At 59.8% G+C, this 23453-nt stretch carries 22 protein-coding genes; 10 read left to right on the top strand and 12 right to left on the bottom strand.

All coding sequences use genetic code 11. The annotated features are described in order from the left end of the window. Window positions 1-53 precede the first annotated feature (53 nt). Window positions 54-611 (top strand): hypothetical protein, encoded by a 558-nt coding sequence (locus tag GNZ12_RS41075; RefSeq protein ID WP_172318275.1) that lies wholly within the window; start codon window positions 54-56, stop codon window positions 609-611. Window positions 612-641: 30 nt separating this feature from the next. Further along, a complete protein-coding gene (locus tag GNZ12_RS41070; RefSeq protein WP_172318273.1) occupies window positions 642-1268 on the top strand; it encodes a hypothetical protein in 627 nt (208 codons plus the stop codon). Between the two features lie 16 nt (window positions 1269-1284). On the opposite strand, the gene GNZ12_RS41065 is transcribed toward GNZ12_RS41070, so the two are convergent. Then, the gene (locus GNZ12_RS41065) at window positions 1285-3222 is read right to left on the bottom strand and encodes a putative bifunctional diguanylate cyclase/phosphodiesterase (protein ID WP_172318271.1); all 1938 of its coding nucleotides are present in this window, start codon (window positions 3220-3222) and stop codon (window positions 1285-1287) included. Window positions 3223-3305: 83 nt separating this feature from the next. Continuing rightward, window positions 3306-4382 (bottom strand): alanine racemase, encoded by a 1077-nt coding sequence (alr, locus tag GNZ12_RS41060; RefSeq protein ID WP_172318269.1) that lies wholly within the window; start codon window positions 4380-4382, stop codon window positions 3306-3308. A gap of 616 nt (window positions 4383-4998) precedes the next feature. On the opposite strand from alr, the gene leuB reads away from it, so the two are divergent. After that, window positions 4999-6087 carry a 3-isopropylmalate dehydrogenase gene (leuB, locus tag GNZ12_RS41055; protein ID WP_172318267.1) on the top strand — a complete coding sequence of 363 codons (1089 nt, stop codon included), beginning with the start codon at window positions 4999-5001 and terminating at the stop codon, window positions 6085-6087. A gap of 519 nt (window positions 6088-6606) precedes the next feature. Then, a complete protein-coding gene (locus tag GNZ12_RS41050; protein WP_172318265.1) occupies window positions 6607-8505 on the top strand; it encodes a potassium transporter Kup in 1899 nt (632 codons plus the stop codon). 24 nt (window positions 8506-8529) lie between these two features. On the opposite strand, the gene GNZ12_RS44850 is transcribed toward GNZ12_RS41050, so the two are convergent. From GNZ12_RS44850 to GNZ12_RS41030, 5 genes are all read right to left on the bottom strand, one after another. Further along, window positions 8530-8757, bottom strand: a complete 228-nt coding sequence (locus GNZ12_RS44850) for a hypothetical protein (RefSeq protein ID WP_235994060.1) — start codon at window positions 8755-8757, stop codon at window positions 8530-8532. A 187-nt stretch (window positions 8758-8944) separates the two neighbouring features. Then, window positions 8945-9271, bottom strand: a complete 327-nt coding sequence (locus GNZ12_RS41045; RefSeq protein ID WP_407947769.1) for a hypothetical protein — start codon at window positions 9269-9271, stop codon at window positions 8945-8947. A gap of 231 nt (window positions 9272-9502) precedes the next feature. Then, on the bottom strand, window positions 9503-10210 hold the full coding sequence (locus GNZ12_RS41040; RefSeq protein ID WP_172318263.1) for an MgtC/SapB family protein: 708 nt from the start codon (window positions 10208-10210) through the stop codon (window positions 9503-9505). Window positions 10211-10522: 312 nt separating this feature from the next. After that, window positions 10523-12169, bottom strand: a complete 1647-nt coding sequence (locus tag GNZ12_RS41035) for an NRAMP family divalent metal transporter (protein WP_172318261.1) — start codon at window positions 12167-12169, stop codon at window positions 10523-10525. Window positions 12170-12289: 120 nt separating this feature from the next. Beyond that, entirely contained in the window at window positions 12290-12430 is a 141-nt protein-coding gene (locus GNZ12_RS41030) for a hypothetical protein (RefSeq protein ID WP_172318259.1), read from the bottom strand. A gap of 1486 nt (window positions 12431-13916) precedes the next feature. Between GNZ12_RS41030 and GNZ12_RS41025 the strand changes: the two genes are divergently transcribed. Beyond that, window positions 13917-15419, top strand: coding sequence for a carbohydrate porin (locus GNZ12_RS41025; RefSeq protein WP_172318257.1), 1503 nt, complete (start codon window positions 13917-13919; stop codon window positions 15417-15419). Window positions 15420-15668: 249 nt separating this feature from the next. After that, window positions 15669-17021: an NRAMP family divalent metal transporter gene (locus GNZ12_RS41020; RefSeq protein WP_235994059.1), complete on the top strand. Its 1353-nt coding sequence runs from the start codon at window positions 15669-15671 to the stop codon at window positions 17019-17021. Window positions 17022-17118: 97 nt separating this feature from the next. Here the strand turns inward: GNZ12_RS41020 and GNZ12_RS41015 are convergent, their stop codons facing one another. From GNZ12_RS41015 to GNZ12_RS41005, 3 genes are all read right to left on the bottom strand, one after another. Next, on the bottom strand, window positions 17119-17400 hold the full coding sequence (locus tag GNZ12_RS41015; RefSeq protein WP_235994058.1) for a hypothetical protein: 282 nt from the start codon (window positions 17398-17400) through the stop codon (window positions 17119-17121). Window positions 17401-17456: 56 nt separating this feature from the next. Then, window positions 17457-17651 carry a hypothetical protein gene (locus GNZ12_RS41010; protein WP_172318255.1) on the bottom strand — a complete coding sequence of 65 codons (195 nt, stop codon included), beginning with the start codon at window positions 17649-17651 and terminating at the stop codon, window positions 17457-17459. An 82-nt stretch (window positions 17652-17733) separates the two neighbouring features. Continuing rightward, window positions 17734-18636: a LysR family transcriptional regulator gene (locus tag GNZ12_RS41005; RefSeq protein ID WP_172318253.1), complete on the bottom strand. Its 903-nt coding sequence runs from the start codon at window positions 18634-18636 to the stop codon at window positions 17734-17736. Between the two features lie 415 nt (window positions 18637-19051). Between GNZ12_RS41005 and GNZ12_RS41000 the strand changes: the two genes are divergently transcribed. Then, entirely contained in the window at window positions 19052-20053 is a 1002-nt protein-coding gene (locus GNZ12_RS41000) for an aldo/keto reductase (protein ID WP_159004018.1), read from the top strand. Window positions 20054-20218: 165 nt separating this feature from the next. Beyond that, window positions 20219-20512 (top strand): hypothetical protein, encoded by a 294-nt coding sequence (locus GNZ12_RS40995; RefSeq protein ID WP_172318251.1) that lies wholly within the window; start codon window positions 20219-20221, stop codon window positions 20510-20512. Window positions 20513-20734: 222 nt separating this feature from the next. Here GNZ12_RS40995 and GNZ12_RS40990 read toward each other — a convergent pair whose 3' ends face one another. After that, a complete protein-coding gene (locus GNZ12_RS40990) occupies window positions 20735-21433 on the bottom strand; it encodes an SDR family NAD(P)-dependent oxidoreductase (RefSeq protein WP_172318249.1) in 699 nt (232 codons plus the stop codon). A 124-nt stretch (window positions 21434-21557) separates the two neighbouring features. Beyond that, window positions 21558-22442, bottom strand: coding sequence for an SDR family oxidoreductase (locus GNZ12_RS40985; RefSeq protein WP_172318411.1), 885 nt, complete (start codon window positions 22440-22442; stop codon window positions 21558-21560). 260 nt (window positions 22443-22702) lie between these two features. Between GNZ12_RS40985 and GNZ12_RS44845 the strand changes: the two genes are divergently transcribed. Together GNZ12_RS44845 and GNZ12_RS40980 are read left to right on the top strand one after the other, a co-directional pair. Beyond that, on the top strand, window positions 22703-22978 hold the full coding sequence (locus GNZ12_RS44845) for a hypothetical protein (protein WP_235994057.1): 276 nt from the start codon (window positions 22703-22705) through the stop codon (window positions 22976-22978). A gap of 43 nt (window positions 22979-23021) precedes the next feature. Continuing rightward, the gene (locus tag GNZ12_RS40980; protein WP_172318247.1) at window positions 23022-23372 is read left to right on the top strand and encodes a superinfection immunity protein; all 351 of its coding nucleotides are present in this window, start codon (window positions 23022-23024) and stop codon (window positions 23370-23372) included. The last annotated feature ends 81 nt before the right edge of the window (window positions 23373-23453 follow it).

Raw genomic sequence — 23453 nt, 5'->3', positions numbered from 1 at the left:
CGAGGCGGTCGGCCACCTCATTTAGACCATAACCAAAGAGGCATTAGAAGCCCATGTTTGCTTTGCGAAGGATTCTCCTCATCATCCCGATTGCCGCGCTCGCCGCTTGCTCAGTTGTCGCGCCGCCCTATTCGGCTTCCGTCGACAATATCCAGACGCTCAAGAACGCATCGCCTCTGGCAACGCGTCTCGGCACTTTCACCAACGATAAAGCCGATGGCGATCATTCATCTGTGCAACTGCGCGCGAACCGCATGACTTCGCCCGTTGGCGATTCGTTTGCCCAATACCTCTCCGGCGCCTTACAACAGGAACTGACGATCGCCCGCGCGCTGTCACCCGACGCCAAGGTCGAACTGAGCGGCGTGCTGCTGAAGAATAACGTCGATGCCAACATCGGCACGGCCACCGGCACGATCTCCGCTCGCTTCATCGTCAAGCGCGGCGACGAAGTGCGATATGACAGCGTGAAAAGCGCGACGACGCAATGGGATTCGTCATTCGCAGCCGCGATCGCGATTCCGAGGGCGACTCAGGAGTATCCGCTCATCGTCCAGAAACTGCTCGCGTCGCTCTACGCGGATCCCGCATTCATGCAAGCCATCCAGTAATCCTCCTTTTCTCGCAGACCAGACATCATCATGAAACTGATCCACCTCATTCGCAGTATCGCGGTCACCGGCGCCATTGCGTCGCTCGCAGGTTGCGCACACGACATCACCATCTCCGGCGACCCGGCAGCGCTCACCGCAACCACCACGACCGCAGCAACGGCGACGGCCCAAACGCAGCCGATCATCAACAAGACGGTTGGGCTCGTCATTACAGACGAGTTGCGCGCAAAGGAAGTCGTCACGCCGGGCGGCGGTGGCGACAAGGTGGCCTACAAACCGTATCGCGATCTGGAGCTTCCGATCTACGTCGAACTCAGCCAGGTGTTCAGCAATGTGGTGAAGCTGAATGCCGCGCCTGATCAGGCAACGGTCCAATCAAAAAGCCTGAGCTATGTCGTCACGCCGACCATCTCGACGACTTCTTCGTCGCCGAGCCTCCTGACCTGGCCACCGACCGACTTTTCGGTGACGCTCGTGTGTACCGTGACAGATCCGAGCGGCAAGCTCGTGACAAAAAAGGAAGTGACAGGCAGCGGTCACGCGGAGTTTGGCGAGTTCAAGCGCAATTTCGGTCTCGCCGCCCAGCGCGCGACGATTGACGCCGTGCAAAAGCTGCAGGCAGCCATGCAGGATTCGCCGGAACTGCGTCAGTAAAAGCAGGCCGCAATGATCAGCGCCCGCTGGATTCAGCGGGCGCGGCAAGCCTATTTTCGAGGTGCGGAATTTCCTCACCACAGACCGACTTGCCCAGAAGATAACCCTGAGCATGCGTGCATCCACACACACGCACAAAATTCAGCTGCTCCTGCGTCTCGATCCCTTCCGCCGTGGTCGGTATGCCGATCTCCCGTGCCAAAGCCACAATCCCGCGAACCACAGCCGCGGATTCGCGCCGATGCACGGACTCCTTCACGAACGAACTGTCGATCTTGAGCTTGTCGAATGAGAAGCGCACGAGCGTCGACATGGTTGAAAACCCGGTGCCGAAGTCGTCGAGCGCGAGGCCAATTCCCAACGCGCGAAGCTTCTCGACGTTGAGCCGCGTGACGATATCGTCGCTCAACAACACCGTTTCCGTGACTTCGATATTCAGACGCGCCGGCGGCAACCCCGTCTTGCCAAGGATCGCCGCGACCGTCGAGGCGAACGATTCCTCCCGCAATTGCACCGGCGAAACATTCACAGCGACGCTCACTGCGTCACGCCAGGTGGCAGCTTCCGTGCATGATTGCAGCAAGGCCCATTCGCCGAGTGCGAGGATGAGGCCCGTCCGTTCGGCGGTGGGAATAAATGCGGAGGGAGAAAGCTCGCCGCGAGTCGGGTGCGTCCAGCGAAGCAGTGCCTCGCGGCCGGAAATCGTGTCGTCGCTGAGGTCGATAATCGGCTGGTACTCCATGCGCAAACCGCTATAAGACTGCATTGCGCCCTCCAGATCGCTTCGCAGGAGGCTCAGACTTTCGTCGGACGCGTGCCTGAAGGCATCGAAGAGCGCGTACGCGCTTTTGCCGCTGCGTTTGACCGCGTACAAGGCGCGATCCGCACAGATCAACAATTGCGGCCCGGTCCTCGCGTGTTCCGGATAGAGCGAGACGCCCACGCTCGCACCGATATGCACCCGCGCCTCGCTGAGTGCGAAAGGCCGCGCCAGCGTCTTGACGATCCGGTCCGCCAGCAACCGCACGTCGCGGTTCAGCCCGGTGCCGTCGGAAATGGCGACGAACTCGTCGCCGGCCAGCCGTCCCACGAGATCGCCGGTCGGCAGTACTTCACGCAATCGGACCGCCGCTTCCTGAAGGATCTGATCGCCAGCGGCATGGCCGAGGCTGTCGTTGATCGCCTTGAAGCCGTCGAGATCGATAAGCAAAACAGCGAACAATTGATCCTGACGCAACAAGCCTGCCTGGGTACGCTCCAGCAGGAGCTCGCTGATACGCGCGCGATTGGGCAGGCCAGTGAGACTGTCCTCATGGGCAAGGCGATGACTGTTTTCGCGTGCCAGCAGCAACGCAACGGTGTCACGATTGCTACGCAGCGCAACCGTAAAGAAGCCAGCGGCGCAAAACGGCGCCTGAAACAGCAGCACGAGCTTGCCGGAGCCGGGAGACAGCGCCGCCCCCGCGCCTAACAGCCCGAGAATGAACGAAATCTGGAGCAGCACGAGGCGGGGCGTCCCGGCGTTTCGTCCAGCCAGGCCGCCGATCACACCCACCGCGCAAACGTTGCCGAGCAGGAAAAGCGTCTGATCTCCGCTGGTATTGCACAAGAAGGTGCCGAACCCGAATAGCGCGCTCCATAGAAGGCTCGCGAAAAGAAATGCCGATGTGGGTGTCGGCTGACCCAGCGCGCTGCGCCGGCAACACAGCCAGATCAAGGCAAGGCGGGTAATCAGCAACGCGACGACGGCGCTGCCCCAGCATGCGTAAAGGGCTTTGGGATAGAGATAGAACGCGGTCGCGCAAACACTGATTTCGCAGATCGACGCAAACACGATCGACGCAGTGCGCGTGAACAGATTGGCCAGCAATATTTGCCGATTCTCGGCGCTCAGATCCTGAGCGGAGGACACGACCCACTTGAAAAATGGAGACCTTGGTTCGCTGAAAGCCATGACCTGCGCATTTTATGGTTAGTGGGTCGAATCGTACGCTCCTCGCAATTATTACGTAAACACAAAAATGCCTGGTTGCACCGCTATTGCGCTGCTTTGACTTCTACAGGCACCCGTTTTGCCAAGGCGCACATCAGTTCATACCCGATCGTCCCTGAAGCATGCGCGACGTCATCGATGTTGACCTTCTCGCCCCACAGTTCGACCTTTGAACCAACCTGCGCATGCGGGCACGGTGTCAGGTCGACGGTGAGCATGTCCATCGAGACGCGGCCAACCACTTGCGTCATGATTCCGTCGACAGCGATTGGCGTACCCGTCGATGCGTGCCGGGGATATCCGTCCGCATAGCCGCATGCCACCACACCGATGCGCATGTCGGTATTCGCGGCGAAGGCACGGCCATAACCGACGGTCTCCTGCGCCGACAATGACTGCACGCCGATCACTTCGCTCTTGAGCGTCATCGAGGCGCGCAGGCCCACGTCGTCAATATGGCGCGACTGACCGGTGGGCGAGCCGCCGTACAGCACGACACCCGGGCGCACCCAGTCGCGATGAGCCTGGGGATGCCACAGAACGGCCGCTGAATTCGCGAGACTTCGTTGGCCGGGTATGCCGTGAGTCACTGCATCGAAGCGATCCATCTGCCATGCCACGTCGCCATCGTCAGCGTTCGCGAAGTGGCTCATCAACGTGATGTCCGAGATGCCTGGAATCGAACTGGCCTCCTCCCATGCGGCGCGGTACGCGTCGGGCCGGAATCCAAGGCGATTCATCCCGGAGTTCATTTTCAGATGCACGTTGATGCGCTCACGTGACGGCGACAAGCGCAACAGGTCGAGTTGCTCACGGCAATGCACGGCCATGGAAAGATCGAACTGTTGGGCGATTTGCACGTCACCTGTCCTGAAGACACCTTCCAGAAGAAGAACCGGCTTGGTCCAACCCAACTCACGCACCCGGACCGCTTCGTCAAGATCGAGCAGCGCGATGCCGTCGGCCTTCGCGAGTGCCGGGAACACACGATCGATTCCGTGTCCATAGGCGTTGGCTTTGACGACGGCCCAAGTCCGTGATCGAGGCGCCCGCTGCTTGACGAGGGAGAGGTTGTGGCTGACTGCGTCGGGATGAATCTGTGCAACGATCGGGCGTGGCATAGGAGGTGTTGAGGGCTTGTTTGGAAAGGGAATGGATGCCCGTTACTAAAGACCACTGTTGTGGCCGACAGGCAGCGTTTTCCACTATCGTATCGGGCTGAGGCCAGTTTTTGTTACTGTATTAATTTGATTTTCAGGTTTATTTGTCGACCAACAATTTGACGCAATCGGCCGCTTGCGTCCACCGCCGGCTTCGAACGACTCACCTCCGCTTCGGTCTTTCGAGGGGCGCCGCTCTCAGGCCAACCCCACTCCTCGATCTCGTCGCCAGGCGATCCCTCGGCCAGCCGGTTCTTTTTCGTTTGCATTCCTATCCGATTTGAAGCGAGGATGCACGTCCGCGCCGAAAAATGCATTGCGCGTCGAGTTCAGGATTGAAAGCAGCTCGGCAATGCTCATGTTGGGTAATTGCCTGGCGATCATGTCTTGTGGAAATTGGCTGCCTCATCGCGGCTATCAGGTTCGATCACGGTAGCATTAAACCCAGGATAAACAGTTGCCTTGTACCGGTTTTAAAGCGGGTAAACAATGCCTTCTTGAACAACCGGGCGCTCGGGTCGATAGGCAAAGACTTGAAACGAGCGAGTGAACTATTCAACCTGCAGAAAAATTGACCGTGAAAATCGCAATCCTTCCCGGCGACGGCATCGGGGCCGAAATCATCGCTGAAGCCATCAAGGTCCTGAACGTCCTGGACCTGAAATTTGAAACCGAGTTCGCCCTGGTGGGCGGTGTTGCGTACGCGTCCCACAGTCACCCCTTGCCAGAAGCCACGCTTAAACTGGCGCGGGAGGCTGACGCCGTGCTGTTTGGCGCCGTTGGCGACTGGCGATATGACCAGTTGGACCGCCACTTACGTCCCGAGCAGGCAATCCTGGGCTTGCGCAAGCACCTGGCTTTATTTGCCAATCTCCGCCCCGCGATCTGCTACGAGCAACTGGTTGGCGCTTCCAGCCTCAAACCCGAACTGGTCTCAGGCCTCGACATCCTGATCATCCGCGATGCAACCGGCGACGTCTATTTTGGCCAACCCCGTGGACGCCGCACCGCTGTCGACGGTCACTTCCCCGGCGCGCAGGAGGGTTTCGACACCATGCGCTACTCGCGTCCCGAGGTCGAGCGCATCGCCCATGTCGCGTTTCAGGCCGCGCGCCAGCGCAACAAGCGTCTCACCAGCGTAGACAAGGCCAATGTGCTGGAAACCTCGCAGTTCTGGAGGGACATCGTGACCGAAGTCGGCAAGGACTACCCCGACGTGGAGCTTGACCACATGTACGTCGACAACGCAGCGATGCAACTGGTCAAGGCGCCCAGGAAATTTGACGTGATCGTCACCGGCAACCTGTTCGGGGACATCCTCAGTGACGAAGCCGCGATGCTCACTGGCTCTATCGGCATGCTGCCATCGGCCAGTCTGAATGCGAGCAATCAGGGCCTGTATGAACCCAGCCACGGCAGCGCTCCGGACATCGCGGGCAAGGGCATCGCGAATCCTTTGGCGACGATTCTGTCCGCTGCCATGATGTTGCGTTTCTCACTCAACCAGGCCACCGCCGCAAACCGCATCGAATTGGCGGTCAAGGATGTGCTCGCGTCGGGATTGCGTACGGCGGACATTTACGCCGAAGGCACGACCAAGGTCGGCACAGGCCAGATGGGTGACGCAGTCGTCGCGGTCATGACCAGGCGAGCTACCACGGGTTGAACCCTTCCAGAAACGCAAGCGGCATTACCGTCAAACGGTGCTGCGGATTGTCGCCCTCCACCTCGTAAACTCCGCCTTGTAAAGCCGCTCCAGCACCGCCTGGAGAACATCGCCAAACCATTCCTGAACGCCGGCGAGCACGCTACTGCATCGACGAGCCAAGAACGCGCGGCGGATTAGGCCGGGCCAAAGCGTCATCGACAGATATTCTGAAAGGTAGAGCCGGTAGCATACGACGCAATGTCACGGCCACTCCTTTCAATCACATATCATTAACATTTCATTTCGATGGCCACCTACATCCTCCTCGGCGGCGGGTTCGCCATGGCTTTGCTCATTGCAGCACGGGGGATCTGGCGCTTGAGATAGCAGCAGATCGCTCACGCATCACAAGTTTCGCAAGCACGCGAGAGGCCCCTTCCAGCCAAGCCTGGGGCAGGCTTACCGCGCGCATCACGCGCAGAAGTCGCGGTTATCAATACGCCGCGCGCCTACCGAAATACTCAACTTAGAACCCCTATGTCCTCCACTGCTCTCAGCGCAGCCTCTCCTGCAAAACAAGCTGCGCCCGGCCTTGTGCTCGGCGCAATCGGGGTTGTCTTCGGTGATATCGGAACCAGCCCGCTCTATACGCTTCGCGAGTGCCTGAAGGCGGCCGGCGGTATCACGCAAACCAACGTGTTCGGCATTGTGTCGCTGATTCTGTGGTCGATCATCATTGTCGTCACGCTGAAGTACGTCAGCTTCGTCATGCGCGCGGACAACGATCGTGAGGGCGGCATCCTGGCGCTCACCGCACTGGCATCCGGTGTCGCCCCCGCGCGGTTGCGCGGCGTTCTACTGACGCTCGGGGTATTCGGCGCGGCCATGTTCTACGGCGATTCGATGATCACGCCGGCAATTTCGGTGATATCCGCCGTGGAGGGCGTGACACTCGTGGACCCCCATCTGAGTGAATGGATCGTTCCTATTTCGCTCGTCATTCTCACCGGCCTTTTCAAACTTCAGAAACGCGGCACGGGCGCGGTCGGCAAAGTTTTCGGACCGGTGATGATCGTATGGTTCGTGACACTCGCGGCGCTCGGCCTATCCCATATCGTTACGCATACCGCCATTGTGCAGGCCGTATCGCCGCTCTATGCCATCAGGTTCATCACCCACGCGCCGACCACCGCGTTCGTCGTGCTGGGCTCGGTCTTTCTGGCGCTGACCGGCGGCGAGGCTCTCTACGCCGACATGGGCCATTTCGGCAAAAAGCCGATCCGTCTAGCATGGCTGCTTCTCGTGCTACCCAGCCTGGTGCTGAACTATTTCGGTCAGGCGGCGCTGGTTCTGGAAACGCCTTCAGCGATCGCTCAACCATTTTTTCAATCTGCGCCTGGCTGGGCGCTCGTGCCGCTGGTCGTGCTTGCCACGGCGGCCACTATCATCGCGTCGCAGGCCGTTATCTCGGGGGCTTTTTCGATGACCAAGCAGGCGGTCCAGCTCGGCTTCCTGCCGCGCATCCCGGTCGTGCACACGTCGACGCACGAGATCGGACAAGTGTATGTCCCGTTCATCAATGTCTCGCTTTACGCGGCCGTCGTCTTTCTCGTGGTGTTCTTCAAGTCCTCTGACAATCTGGCGGCAGCTTACGGTATTGCAGTGGCATCGACCATGCTGCTGACCACCTTGCTGATGTACTTCATCACTCATTGTCTTTGGAACTGGAAGCCGCTTGCAACCGCGGCTGTCATCGGTCCCCTGGCCCTGGTCGACGCGGTGTTCGTGGCAAGCAACGTTAGCAAGGTGCTCGAAGGCGGCTGGTTTCCGCTGCTCGCCGGGGGCGTGCTGTTTACCGTGATGACAACCTGGCATAAGGGACGCGAGACGGTCGTCGACAAGATGAAAGCCGACAATATGCCGCTGGTGGCCTTGATTCACTCCCTGTGCGACGGCGAGCACGCCCCGCCGCGCGTGAATGGCACGGCCGTTTTTCCGGGTGGGGTCGTAGACATGGCGCCCTCCGCGTTTCTGCATAACCTGAAGCACAACGGTGTCATGCATCAGGTCAACATCTTCCTTTCAGGTACAACAGACAACGTGCCGCATGTTCCCGACCAGCGCAAAGCGGTAGTGGTCGACCTCGGGCACGGATGCTACGCCGTCACGGTTCGCCACGGCTTCATGGAGATTCCAAACGTCCCTGCCATTCTCGAACTGGCGCAGAAACAGATGCCGAACTGGAAGTACGAAGCGGCGGATACGTCGTTCTTCCTCGCGCGCGATACCATCGTGGCGACCGGTGAAAGTAAATCGATGCCGCTCTGGCGCGAGAAGCTGTTCGCGTTTCTTGCAAGAAATGGGGCGCAGGCGGCCGAGTATTACAGCCTGCCCGCTAACCGCGTGGTAGAAATGGGTGGTCAGATTAATATCTGAGCGCCCGCAGCCCATCGCAGCGCGTTAGAAGTGATTGGTGAACGAGACCGGGAACACGCACCAGCTCCCGTCATCGTGCCGGAAGAAAAGCAACGCGCGGGCACCGGCCGATGACGAAGTTCTGACGCACACGTAGCGTCTGCCATCCCAACGGGTGCGACTGAATTCAGTCACCCGAACCGGACTTCCGGGTGCCGGGGCAAGCCACTTTTCTACCTGGCAGCGTAGGGATTGGTCGCTTGAGTTTTTCATTTTCCCCTCCAACAAGTCGGAGGACATGGGCGTCGGATAAGGTAACGGTCTCGAAGCGTGGCGCGCGGCCCATTGCCGTGACTTCCAAACCGTGGACATGGGCGCGGCGTCACCATATAGACCGGGTTGATTCAGGCAAACCAGCGCCGAGCCTTCTGAGACTCGACGCTGGGCGTTGTTGCCAACCCTATTGCCCAATCTGGCGGCTAACGTGGTTTTCCTGCTGGTTCAACGCGTAGTCCTCGCGCTTCGTGATGTGGCCACGGTCCTGGCTTGCCATGTCACGCTCTTCCTGGCGAATCTGATGATCGTCGCGATGCAGTCTGGCCGCTTCCCTATGCGACATGTCGCCCTCACGGACCTCCTGATGAATGCGATGGTCCTGATTCGCGAGTCGCTGGTTCACTTCCGCGCGGCGCGGATGAGTCGCGTCCCAGTTCGTTTGTGCTGACGCAATGCCGGTGAAGGGCATCGCGAGGGTGGCAACAGCGGCGAGTTTGTAAGCGAGTTTCATGGTCATCATCTCCAATCCGGTTGACGGGCGGCTTTATGGCCGTTCATCTGCTCAACGCGCCTGACGACGCCGTTGTTGACCATGGAGTTGTGAGTTCTGAAACGGAATATTTCGAACTTGACTGAGAGGGTGGCCGCGCTTTCACACGTCATTCCTCACGTGTGAAAGCGCGGCTGCACCTGCCATGAAGTACGGCGAGCGTGCGCGTCGCCCGGCGGTTCCGCAGGAAAGTTATTCCGGCGTGGGCTCAGCGTCGAGGCCCAACCAGCTGACGCTCGAGACGCCTTTCTCCATGCTCAGACGGCTGGCGATGTGCTCAAGCTTGGACTGATCCTTCGGGTGCAGCTTGAGTGTCGCCGTCACCTCGATACGTTGCGGGTCGTCCTCGTAGTCGCGGCTAGTCAAACTCTGGAACGAAAGCGGCGCGGAGGACATCGAATTGGACAGCGATGCACGGATATGCACTTCGTCGGCTTCGCGGCAGACCACGGTGAGCGTGTACTCACGCACAAGGTCTGCGGCCGATACCGGGGAGATATTGATCGCGCGGCTCACTTCGCGCAGGACGGTATTCGTGAGCAACACGACAGCGGTTCCTGCGGCGGCGGGGCCAAAGTGCCCCGCACCGCATAGAACGCCGACTGCGGCTGAGCACCAGAGCGTGGCTGCCGTATTGACGCCTTGTATCGAACCCTTGTCGCGCATGATGACGCCACCGCCGAGGAAGCCGACACCAGAGACGACATATGAGGCGATTTGTGTCACGCCGGTCGTCCCGTTTCCAGTCAGCACCCCAAGGGTGACGAACAGGCAGGCACCGCTCGCAACGAGCGTAATCGTACGCAACCCTGCTGTCCGTTGACGCATCTGGCGCTCGAGCCCAATGACCACCCCACATGCAAATGCAGCGAGTAGACGCAAAACAAAGTCAAGGGTCATGTTTGCCTGTTCTTTTCATAGGGAAGCGCGCCGGGCGCACAGCCTGCCGCCCGGCGGCAAAACCGCTGAAGATCATTTTGCGTCTGGCGCGCGCGATGCTGCACGCCCTGAAAGAACGGGCTCTCGCGCGACGCGCAACCTGTCGGATGCTTCTTTAAGGTTAAACCATCGCAGCGCAGCGGATATCAGCACCTTCTGATGGTTTGAACCGTCGCTCGAAACACTGCATGGATTCTCATCCGCGTCGCAACGGCGAGATGTGCACTGCGTCTGTGCGAATGACCGAAAATGCGGTCGGCGCGGGCGTTTGTTTTATTTCAGGAGTGTCATCTGCACGACCTTCACGACAACGAGTGCGACTGCCACGATCAGATAGCCGCGCAGCACACCCATCCAGACGCGTTTGGACAGCGTGAGATTCGGCGGCGCCAGCTCATCCAGCGGCGGCATGCGCCACGTATCGCGGGCGTTCTTCGGATACTTCTGCTCGTCTCTATCCGCGGCTTCGCGACGGACTCGGCGAATCCCGACCGTGGCGGCGTAGCCAAAGATTGCCAGCAGCGTCCCGCCAGCGAGCGTTTCCAGAATCGTTTCGCCCGTGATGTCCGGGTAGACGACCGAGGCGGTCAGGATGATGGACAGCATCACCAGCACCCAGATAACGGCGCCCGTGAACAGGTTCAGTTTCTTCGAGTTGACCCACGGGCCAAGCACAGCCTTGTCGTTGCACAGCAGAAGCAAAAATACGGTGGCGCTCGGCAGCAATACGCCCGCGAGCGTTTGCACGGCTTCAGTCAGCAGACCAAGCGGGCTACCGGGAATCAGCACCAGCGCTGCAGCGGCGGCAACAATACCGAAGTAGACGAGATAGAAACCCTTGGCGTCCGACACGGGACGATGCAGCGAGTGGCGAATCTTGAACACGTCGCCGATCGCGTACGCGGTCGACAGCGACACGGCGGCTGCGCCGATGATGCAGGCATCGAGCAGTGCCACCGCGAAGAGCGTGGCGGATGTGCGACCCGCGTATTTTTCCAGACCTGCAATCACACCACCTGCGTCCGTGAAATTGCCGAACTCGGGCTTGCCGGCGTACATCGCCGCGCAGAATGAAATCATCGCCACGGCGCCAATCAGCACGAACACAATGCCAATCCACAGGTCGGCCTTTTCGTACTTCATGAAACGTGGTGTGATGCGCTTGTCGACGATGTAGCTCTGCTGGAAGAACAGTTGCCACGGCGCGACCGTCGTGCCGACGATGCCGATGACGAGCAGCATCACATCGCTCAGCTTCGAGTGGGCAGGCCAGTTCGGAATGAAGAAATCGCGCGTCATCTGGCCAACCGGCGGGTGAATCGACACCAGCACCGGCACCAGCAACAGGCTCAGGAGGCACAGTACGACGGCGAAGCGTTCAAACCGTCTGAAGTTGCCCGTACTGACGGCCGCCATCGTTAGCGCCGCGGCAATGCAGACGCCCAGAATCTTGGAGATGCCGAAGAAGTCGAGGACGAACGTGATGCCGATGAACTCGGTCACGATAGTCAGCGCGTTAAGGATGAACAGGTCGACAACGCTGAACGCACCCCAGAACTTGCCGAAGCGTTCGAAGATGAGGCGCGCGTGGCCGACACCGGTGACGGCACCGAGGCGCAGCACCATTTCCTGATTGACGAAGAGGACGGGCACGAGCAGCAGCATGGTCCACAGCAACGTGGTGCCGTAGTTCTGGCCGGCCTGGGTGTAGGTGCCGAAGGCGCCTGCATCGTTGTCACCGACCATCACGATGAGCCCGGGGCCGAGAATGGCGAGCAGTGTGCGGAAACGCGCCCACCAATTGGTGCGCGGGGCGGTGTCGTGGTGCGCAATGGTGCCTAGCGCACCCTTGATATCGCCGATGTGCGCCGAATCAAGTACTGCGCTCCGCGCGGATGAAACCTGCGTAGGAGTAGACATTTTTCTTTCTTCCCTAGTTGTGTTTATTGAAAGGAAAATGCGCTTCTCCGACATACGTAAGGGCGTGCGTCGGGAAACCACGACGTCGCTTGCGTATGGCGGAAAGTTGCGCGGTAAAAATCAGGAAACGAAGGTTATGAGGCGCTGCCAGAAGGCGGCAAATGCATGCGGCGCGGGGGCGTGCAGCGCGAGCATGGCGTCGTAGTGGACGCGGGATTCCTGGACGTGCGGCAGTTGCGAGACGAGGAGGCCGAAGTTCATGATATTTCTCCGAGCGTTTGGCTTAACGCGATTTGCGGAAAGCCAGCAGACAGGGAGGCCGGGCGTGCTATGCGCGCGGCGACAGACGTCTACTCGCTTTCCTCAGGCAAAGGTAAAGGTGAGCGGCATATGGGGTAACTGTCACTGTCCGGCATGGCGGCTCCTTATCGAGGTCTGTACGCGCTTGCTGCATGTTTGCAACACGCGCGCTTATCCACGCGTCCGCCCGCGCCATCAAAAATCGACAAGGCGCAAAGGGACGCAGCCGCGAGTTGACGCTCGCGACGCGGTGCCACATGGACGCGCAAACGCTGCGGCCATATGGCGCTAATCAAGGGTGCACGGAGAGGGTAACTACGGCGCGCACCGTCTGCCTGAAGGCAAGACGGCGGCTGGGTGAAGAGAGCGCGGACGTCCTGCCGGTCAGGCAGCGAAACTATACGAAGGTCGACTACTGCAGGTGTCCAAGGCATCAGCCCCGTTTGTGAAGACTTTTAAATTTTAGGCGGCGCTCGAATCCGAAGTCAACTTCATTCGTTAAGCAGAGCCAATATAATTTCCTGGCATCATTTTCTTTCAGAATTGAAAGAAACGTCACCGCTGCCTGGGAACGACATTGAAATAAGAAACAGAATCATTTGGTGCGAAGTTGTGGTCAGGAGATTCGGACTGCGATGTCTTTGCGGTTTTTTTACTTGCAGTTTTTATTGCGAGCCGAATACAATCCGCCCGTCTCATCAAAAGGAGTCCCTCGTGGACACATGCTCTAGTAGTGGAAGTCCGATGCCGGCCTGTGCCGGCGAAGTAACCGCGAGATAGCCGCCGCAGGAACACTCCTTCGCCGCTAACTCGCTCTGGTCGGGTTAGCGCGCTTCATCACCGACTGGCTTTCTGCCAGTCTGTCAGCAGCACGCTCCCTTTGTTTGGCCGCTTGTCGCAAGTCCGCTTGCGAGACGCAAGTCCGCTTGCGAGACGCAGTCACGTCGTTACACGTCGCCCGGTTTGGCCGGGCAGGACGGGGATGCGCTTATGTTCGTCAAATCATTCGGTACGTTTTTCGCTGGCGCGGTCCATGCCCGGCACCCAATGCGGCTTGCCGCCCGTGCGCATCTCATTGTCGTATCCACGCCTGTGTCGGCAACGGCACGCGCCGGCGCCCTCGGTCACGCTAGTGGAACCCATAGGTCAGCGGTAGCAAGCCACCTGCGCCGCGCCGGGAAAACGGCCGTGCGCGCCGCGCTTCGTGTGGCCTATGTAGGCAACCCTTTAACGCCTACCGGGTACGCGATTGTCGCCGTCACGGTAGCCGCTTTTGCACTGGTCGCGATGTTGTGCACTTCCGCAGTCGGCAACGAGCTGGGTCGCTCGCTGCGGCTGAGCTGGTGGTTCTCCTGAACAATGTCCGATCACGGTTCCGCCACATATCGCGTGTCTTATCCATAAAACGAACGGATTTATCCGCCTGATAATCTCGCCTCCACTTGCCATGAAGAAAAACCTCAAGACCACCTTGCTGATGTGCGGCGCCCCCATCAGCCTGACCTGCCTGCTGTCTCTGGGCGTCGTACAGCCCGCATTCGCCCAGGCGAGCGGGGAAGCCGCGCCCGCCGCCACACCGGCCGAGTCCGCGCCATCGTCGTCAACGCCCGCACCGGACGCGGCGAAGGCGGACCAGGCGCCGCCTTCGCCGACCGGTTTCTGGGACCGCGCGACACTTTTTGGCGACATGGGCGGCCTGCGGCCCTGGCTCGGCGACCACGGCGTCACGCTCAGCCTGCAGGAGACCAGCGAATATCTGAACAACCTGTCCGGTGGGACCCACCGCAGTGGCGCCTACGACGGGCTAACGCAGCTCGGTGTCGTGGTGGACACGCAAAAAGCATTCGGGCTGCCGGGCGGTACCTTCAATGTGTCGGCGTTGCAGATTCACGGCACCAACCTGACCCAGCGCAACCTGCAGACCCTGCAATCGGCGACCGGCATCGAAGCGGAAGCGACGACAAGACTGTGGGAACTCTGGTATCAGCAGTCCCTGCTCGCGGGCAAGGTCGATGTGAAGATCGGGCAGCAGAGTCTCGACCAGGAATTCATGACGAGCCAGTATGCGAGCACGTTCATGAACGCCACGTTTGGCTGGCCGGTGCTGCCGTCCACCGATATGCCGGCGGGCGGGCCTGCCTATCCGTTGTCGTCACTCGGGGTACGCGTGCGGGCCACCCCCGCGGATTCGTGGACGGTGCTTGCTGGTGTGTTCGACGGTAATCCGGCGGGCAATGGTATCGGCGATCCGCAGAAGCTGAACGCACACGGCACCAATTTCAACCTGCATGACAGCGCCCTGTTCATCGGCGAAGTGCAGTACGCGATCAACCAGCCACCGGCTAACCCATCGGACCCGAAACCCACCGGCCTGCCTAGCACTTACAAACTGGGCTTCTGGTACAACACGGGGAATTTTGCCGACCAGCAGTTCGACAACACCGGCCTGTCACTGGCGAATCCGGCCAGCACCGGCGTTCCACGCAATCATCGGGGTGACTACAGCTTCTACGCGGTGGCCGACCAGATGGTCTGGCGTGCGGGCCCGGACAGTCCGCAATCGTTGGGCGTGTTCGCCAGAGTCATGGGCGCTCCGGGCGATCGCAATCTGGTCGACCTGGGGGTGAACGTCGGTGTGGCACTGAAGGCGCCGTTCAAGGGCCGCGACAATGACGTCGCCGGGATTGCGGTCGGCTACGCGAAGATTGGCTCGCACGCGCAGAACCTCGCGAGCGATACGGCTTCGCTCACGACGCCGGGGTATCCGTCGCGCAGCGCGGAGACGATCATCGAAGCGACCTATCAGTACCAGGTCACGCCGTGGTGGCAGTTGCAGGCGGACTTTCAGTACGCGTTCCGTCCGGCGGGCGGCATTCCGAATCCGGAGAACCCGTCGCAGCGTATCGGCAATGAAGCCGTTGTGGGCCTGAGGACCAACATCGTGTTCTGATGCTGCTGTGCCATTACAACGTGTTGAGTCACACGTTTGTTCGCGCAATTGGGGGCTTCGTCACGCGCTCTTCGGGCGCCCCCTTTTGCGGATTACCTGAGATTCCAGATTCCCCAGATTGCAATCAGCAGAGCCGCGCCAAAACCACAGCCCAACAAGATGTAAGTGTCCATTTCGAGCCTTCGAGATAGGGTGGGTGTGCGAGTCAGCGCGCTAACGCAGCGGCATCGGCATCGGCAGCACATTTGATTGCTCGACCATGTAAGGTCGTTGATGGGTATGTCATGCCTGACGGCAGTACATGTCACGCTACAATCAGTCGCCGAATACTACCTTCGCTTCCTTTCAGAAAGCATGACTGGTTCCTCTCTGCTCAAACCAAAGGTCTCGCCCCGTCTGCGCTGGTTTGCTTTGTGGGGACCTGGACTGCTCGTCATGCTCGCAGACTGCGACGCCGGGAATGTTGTAACGGCCGCGCAGGCCGGTGCGCAGTGGGGTCTCCAACTTCTGGTGGTGCTACTAGGCCTCATCCCCCTGCTTTATATGGTTCAGGAACTCACTGTCCGGCTTGGCATTTTTACCGGGCGAGGTCACGGCGAACTCATTCGCTCGAACTTCGGTCCACTATGGGCATGGGTATCCGCGACCGGACTGGTCATTGCCGTGCTCGGCTCGCTGGTCACTGAGTTCACTGGAGTGGCCGGCGTGGGAGAGATGTACGGTGTATCCCGGTCCATTACGTTACCGCTCGCCGTTGCCGCCCTGATAGCCGTCGTGTTCACGGGCTCGCATAAACGCGTGGACAAGGTCGCCATCGTCATTGGCGCCTTCGAATTGATGTTTTTCGTTGTGGCATGGAAAGCGCACCCGGATATCCACGAGTTGTTCCGGCAAATGGCTACCCTCCCGCTTGGCAACCACCAGTTTGGATATCTTGCTGCTGCGCTGATTGGCGCGACGTTCAATCCATGGATGGTCTTCTATCAGCAGGCGGCGGTCGCGGACAAAAGACTCACTCCGGCGGACTACACGGCCGCCCGGGTTGAAACGGCCGTTGGCGCCGTCCTCACACAGCTACTGACGGCAGCGGTCCTTGTCGCCGCAGCCGCAACGCTATGGGGACGTGGTCACCCGAGCTCTTTGGAAAGCGTCGGCGAAATCAGTGACGCCCTCGCGACCGTAGTGGGCCCACAGGCGGGACGCCTTCTCTTCAGTGCAGGGGTTCTTGGTGCATCGATGGTGGCCGCCATAGTCTGCTCACTGTCGCTGGCATGGGGACTGGGCGAAGTGGCGGGATACCGGCGCTCGCTCGAAGACCGGCCCGCGAGCGCGCCGTGGTTCTACGGGGTGTACGTGGTGTCCGTCACCGGTAGCGCTTACGTCGTCTGGCTAGCCCCGAATCTCGTTTCGCTGAACGTTGCAGCGCAGGTCGTCAACGCGTTGATGCTGCCGCTCGTGGTTGGATTACTCATCGCACTCAGCGTCACCGTGCTGCCTCGCCAGCATCGGCCTCGTGGCGCTTATTTGTGGCTCGTTTCCGGGATTGCCGCGGTCGTGTGTGTTGCGGGCATTGTCGGCGCTGCTTTTGGGGTCCTCTCCTGACCGGCGCGTGGTTTATCAGAAGGAACGAGGGCCGGTAGACAATCAGATGGCTTCGCTACGAGACCCTGCGTTGGACTCGGGCAGACGCCAGATGCGCTCATGTCCCCGGCAAAAGCGACCGGGCCTGCTTGAGAAGCGCGTGCGCCGCCGCAAACTCATTACGTCCAGCCATAGTGAGTGCAGCGTGCCCCGTTTGCGCGAACAGCGCGTCGTCGGACGTTGCGACCGCATTCAAACCGACACCGGGATGATCGTATCGGCGGAAAAACGCGAGCATCTGGAAAGCATCGGACCGCCCGTCTTCGGGACCGGCTTTGGCTAGAAGCTCAGCCGCTGCTGCCAGCTGCCGCGTGGCAGCGAGGAATTCAGAGCGTTCCATGACATCGGTCTCCTCATCAGTCGCCGTCGCCGGTGCTGTAGTACAGCGCTAATCGATTAATTGCCGAGCACGAAGTCGAGCATCAACTCCTGCACGGCCTCGACCATCTGCACGCCATTCGCTGTCTTGCAGCCCGCGGTTTGGGCCGCCTGCAAAAATGGCGTCACCCCATGCCCGGCGACAACATCGCCCACGAGCATGGACGAGCTAAGCAGATTCGCAGCGACCGGAAGCGGGTCATCGGCGGCCATACTCGTTGGCGTGGCATTGTGGACCATATCACAGCCTGCCGGGTCTGCCGGACCGGATGAGTCGCGGAAAGCCACGCCGGATCTAGCTCGTTTTCGGACGATAGCGTAGCGAATCGATAATCAGTGCCATGGCGCGCGAAGATTCGGAACGGCTCGCATAGTACGCATGCAAGCCTGGAAACGTCGGACACCAATCGTCGAGGACACGAACGAGACGCCCTGCGGCAACGTGTGGCTGTGCTAGGTCAGACGGTAGGTATGCAAGGCCGTAGCCTGCCAACGCAGCGTCGAGCATGTGATAGGTGCCGTTAAAAGCGAGCTGGCCCTCCACGCGAACCTGAACTTCTCGACTTCCCTTTTTCAGCTCCCATGCGTAAAACGCCCCATGTGTCGGCAGACGCAGATTGATGCACTTGTGCGCCATCAAGTCCTGAGGTTTTTTCGGCAGTGCTTGCTTTTCCAGGTACGCCGGCGAGCCAACAATCGACATCTTCATAGCCGGTGCGATGCGAACCGCGATCATGTTTTTCGCGACCTGGTCCCCGTGGCGGATCCCGATGTCGTAGCGGTCCGCCACGATATCGGTGAGACCATAATCCGTCATGATTTCAACTTTGATCTCTGGATACTTGCGGAGCACCTTGGACAGCTTGGGCCAGAGAATCGTGTTCGTCGCGTAGTCTGTCGCGGTGATGCGAATCGTGCCGGCAGGCACATCGCGAAGCTCGGTTACCGCTGTCAGTTCAGCTTCGATCTCCTCGAAACGCGGCGCCACCGTCCGCAGGAGGCCCTCGCCTGCCTCGGTCGGCGATACGCTGCGCGTGGTTCGCGTCAGCAGCCTGAGCCCGAGTCTATTCTCGAGCGCACGGATCGTATGGCTCAAAGCCGATTGGGACACACCTAGCTGGGCGGCCGCGCGGGTAAAGCTGCGTTCGCGTGCAACCGCAATGAAGGCGAGCAGGTCGCTGAAATTTTCGCGTGGCATTAATGAACTGCCCTCATAGACGTTTGCGGAATTTAACCACTAGTCACGCAGGCGCGCACTGGTTAACTTCGCAAGGTCAATAATGACAAGGGACCTTGACGGTTTGCCGGTCTTCATCATCACGGCCTTCAAACGCCGCCCATTTGCGCAGACACGCGAGCGCACTCATGAATCACATTCATAACAGCTTGCGGTTTCATGGACTTAATCTATAGACGGCGAATGTCTATCATTTCATCTGACTCGACATTTAAGCGCGCTGACCTCGACTACGTCAGCAAGGGCGTCAATATCAATGCAATGTGCCCAGACATCATTGCAACGCCAATGGTCACGCGCTAGCGATCGATGGCGGCTTCAAAGCGCGATAAGAGATCGTGACTAACCGCAGGCATAGCCTGTATGGAGAAAGGTAATGGACTATCGATATCTGGGCCGTAGCGCCCTCAAGGTTTCGCCCTTGTGTCTGGGCGCGATGATGTTCGGCGGAGAAACGGACGAAACCACGTCGAAGCGAATCATCGATAAGGCGTTCGATCAGGGCGTCAATTTCATCGATACGGCGGACGTTTACCACGCCGGCCGTTCCGAGGAAATCGTCGGCCGCGCGATTGCCGAGCGGCGCGACAGCTGGGTGATCGCCACGAAGTTTGGCTATCCGACGACTCAGGGTCCGAACGAACAAGGCCAGTCGCGCAAGTGGATCATCCAGTCAGTCGAAGCCAGCCTCAAGCGCCTGGGCACGGACTACATCGACATCCTCTACTTCCATCGCGCGCTGCTCGATGCACCGCTTGAAGAAGGTGTCCGCGCGATTGGCGACCTGATTCGCCAGGGTAAGGTTCGTTACTTCGGCATGTCCAACTTCCGCGGGTGGCGCATCGCCGAAATCGTGCGTCTTGCTGACCAACTCGGCATCGATCGGCCGGTTGCAAGCGAGCCGCTCTACAACATGGTGGATCGTACCGCCGAGGTCGAGCAATTGCCCGCGGCCGCGCACTACGGCATCGGCGTCGTGCCTTATAGCCCGCTGGCTCGCGGTGTACTGACCGGCAAATATGCGCTGGATGGTGCGCCGCCGCCGGATTCGCGCGCAGGGCGCGGCGACAAACGCATCCAGCAAACGGAATGGCGGCCTGAGTCGCTGGCGATCGCGCAACAAGTTGCCGCCCACGCCGAGGCACGCGGTACGACTTCGATCGCCTTCGCCTTGGCGTGGGTGCTCAAGAACAAACTGGTCAGCTCGACGATCGCCGGTCCTCGCACAGAGGCTCATTGGGACAGCTACGTTCAAGCGCTCAACGTGCAACTGGGACCCGAAGACGAGAAGTTCGTAGACAGTCTGGTGCCTCCCGGCCACGCATCGACCCCGGGCTACACGGATCCGGGATATCCGATCGAAGGTCGCCGGGTATAGAGCGATTGAGACTTCGTCATCACGCCATCTCACGCGACCGGCACCCCGCCGCAGCCGGTAGGCGATCGCCCGGATCGGTCCTTGCGCGTGATCATTGTTCTTGAAAATCCCCGAAAACCTGTATATATATACAGTATGGTTGCATATACAGTTCCGGAGGGCGTCATGGAGCATCTGGTGCGCGTACAGAATGAACGGGATCGTCGCACGCTCGCGTGGCTGCGCGGGCAGGTCGGCGATGCAGCGATCGAGGCCGCGGCGCAGCGGTACATGGGTCCGGCTAAGCCGTACCTGTCCACGGTGTGCCGAATGCTTGGCGTGACGGTGCCGCAGTTCACCGCACCGTGCCGGCGCGTTGCGAGTGCGACGGCCGAGCAGTCGCTGGCAGCGATCCGGCAGATCCTGGCATCTCGCAGCGGACGCCAGACGCCGGCGGCTGATGCGCTGCGCCGCCGGTGAAAATCTCCGCCGCACGCCGGCGCAGTGACTATGATGTAGATGTGGTCCGTGCTAGCGACACGTGACTACAAAACGGGGCAAAGGCGGGGCTGGCGGGTAACTGGCCGCCCGTCTTTGCTCCGCCAGAACGCGGTCCGCGAAGGTGAACAGACACGGATGCTTTCTCGCAATCTGCCTATAGGCGCAACGCCCGAATCGGCCTAGTCAAGCGTACGTCGCCACCTAAAACTTCTCTACCCAAGGGCGCAGTTCGACTTCCCAAGTCCACGCGCTGCGGTGCTGACGATGGATGTGGAGATACTCCTGCGCTATGGCGTCAGGATCCAACCATTTGTCGCCTGTGTCACCGTCATCCGGTTGGGGTACGCTACTCGCGATGCCACCGTCGATGACAAAGTGGGCAACGTGAATATTCCTGGGGGCGAGTTCTCGCGCCATACACTGCGCCATCCCTCGCAAAGCGAATTTGCCCATCGCAAATGGCGTCGAACCAGGTAGCCCTTTTACACTTGCAGTAGCGCCGGTCAGGAGGATGGTGCCGTTGCCGCGTGCCAGCATTCGAACCGCCGCGGCCTGGGCAACGAGAAACCCACCGAATGCGGTCACTTTCAGGGCATCCTCGAGTTTCTGTGCCTCGATGGCTTCGACCGCCGCGCGATAGCGGCCACTGGCGTTGTAAACAACGAGGTCGGGAGCGCCGAATGCGTTATCTATGCGGTCAAAAAGCGCGGTGACATCGTCCGGTTGACTGGCGTCACAATTCAGGAGAAGAGCGCCCGTCTCGTCTACGAGTTCTGTCAGCTTGCTGGTGTTGCGGGCAGCGAGTACAACCTGCATACCCTCTGCCGCAAACAGTCGCGCGAGCGAAGCACTCAATCCCTTTCCCGCGCCCACAATCAAAGCTGTCTCAGTTCGACTCATGGTTCCTCCGGATTCAGCAGGGACTAGCGCTGCTACGTACGCAGTGCCGTGCGTTCACGCTCTGCGCCTCGCTGATTGTAGTCGCCCGTCGCATACCGCGTCCGTTTGCGCACAACCTGACTTTTTAGCCGAGTGGGTTGCGGGATGGTCGCTTCGTCATATTGTCCGCCGGCAACATGCCCGGCAAGGCCTCAACAAAGAAATCCGCTTGCAACGCCGCCCCAGCCTGCACGTCGTACTGTGCAAAGTCGCGCACCCCGGCTGCCAGCAGAACTTCGTCGTCGAGGAAGAAGTTTCCCGAACACTCCTTGGCAGGGCGCGTCAGGATATAGTGGGCCGCGTCGGCGACTATCTCAGGCTTGCGACACGCTGCAATCATTTCCTTACCGCCAATCTCATTTCGCACAGCGGCGGTCGCGATAGCTGTTCGGGGCCATAGTGAATTGACGGCGATACCACGGTCTTTAAACTCGCCGGCAAGCGCCAACGTGAACAGACTCATCGTGTATTTTGCAATGGCGTATGCAGGAAAGTCGCTAAACCACTTCGCGTCGTGGACCAAGGGCGGGGACAGTGTGAGAATGTGCGGGTTCGCCGAATTGAGGAGATGCGGCAGGCACGCTTGCGCGCACACGAACGTGCCTCTGCCATTGACCCCATGCATCAGGTCGTACCGTTTGACGGGTGTGTCAAGCGTGCCAGTCAGTCGAATCGCGCTGGCATTGTTCACAAGAATATCGATGCCACCGAACAACGCAACGGCCTCGGCAACTGCGGCTTTCACGCGTTCTTCATCGCGAATATCCACAACAAGCGGGAGTGCCTTGCCGCCAGCAGTTTCAATGGCTGCAGCCGCCGTGTGAATCGTACCCTCGAGACGCGGATCTGGGTCGGCGGTCTTTGCGGCAATCACGACATTCGCGCCGTCGCGTGCGGCTCTGAGTGCAATCGCAAGTCCGATGCCGCGACTGCCGCCGGACATGAATAGTGTCTTGCCAGCAAGGCTCATGGTCTTCTCCTGATGATTTACAGCAGCATACGCTTCTGCATCCATCGGCGCGCAGGGGCCAGTGCGGAGACCTCCTCCAGCATAGGGATACCCGCGAACCCACGATGGGCGGTAGGGAGCGCCATTGTTCGGCCTTTTGCAATTGTGATTTCACGCTATCGACCTAGAAAAAAGATAGGCCACACCTAAACTGAGTCCTGTCAGCAGCGCAGGTCTTACTCGGCTTGCGGCGCTCTTAAAAATCGCATTGGAGATTCATCATGAAAAGCAAACTTCTTGCAGCTCTGTTCATCGCAGCTACGACCGCAATCGCTGCGCCTGCGTTTGCCAGCGGCTACGGCCCAGCACCTTCCTACCGGCCCTCGGTAGGGGCGCCTGCGTCACAGCGAGGCCAGAGTGCGCAAACTGTTGCAGCTGAACGCAGCGAAACGGTCGGCTCCGTCAATGATTCGTATGGTGGCGTAGTTGCATCGTCCTCGGAATCCGGCATCCGTCAACCCGCCGAAGCTGGTGGTCGTGTGTACGCACGCCACTGATCTGAAGGTCGTCAGCTGACCGAGACTGTAGTGAGGTGTAGAAATGTTGAAGGTTATCGAAGCTGCGGTGTTTTTGGGTGCGCTGGTGCTCTATCTGGTGCCCGCAATGATTGCAGACGCTAGAGAACGCGAAGATGCCTTTGCGGTGACCATGGTGAACATCCTGCTCGGGTGGACAGTTATCGGTTGGTTAGCAGCGCTAGTATGGGCACGGCATCCGGTCAGCGACCGCCGCATGAAGCACTTCGCAAGGCGGGCACAACGCGCGGTCGCACGAGTCACTATTGATGCAATAGTTGCGCGAGCTGAAAGTCGTGCCGGCTCTGTTCCTGTGTTGAACCCTCGTTTGGTGCCAGTAGTCACGCGAATCGCAGCAAACCGTCGTTACCGTTAGCGGTTGTCGTGGACCACGCATGAGTGGGTTGTTTGGTATGCGGAAGGCGGGCACCGTGCGGTGCTTCCTTTCCGCGCTGTC

The organism is Paraburkholderia solitsugae (assembly GCF_013177695.1).
GTDB lineage: Bacteria > Pseudomonadota > Gammaproteobacteria > Burkholderiales > Burkholderiaceae > Paraburkholderia > Paraburkholderia solitsugae.
Note: the sequence above shows the minus strand (reverse complement) of the source record. Positions and strands in the feature narration are given on the sequence as shown.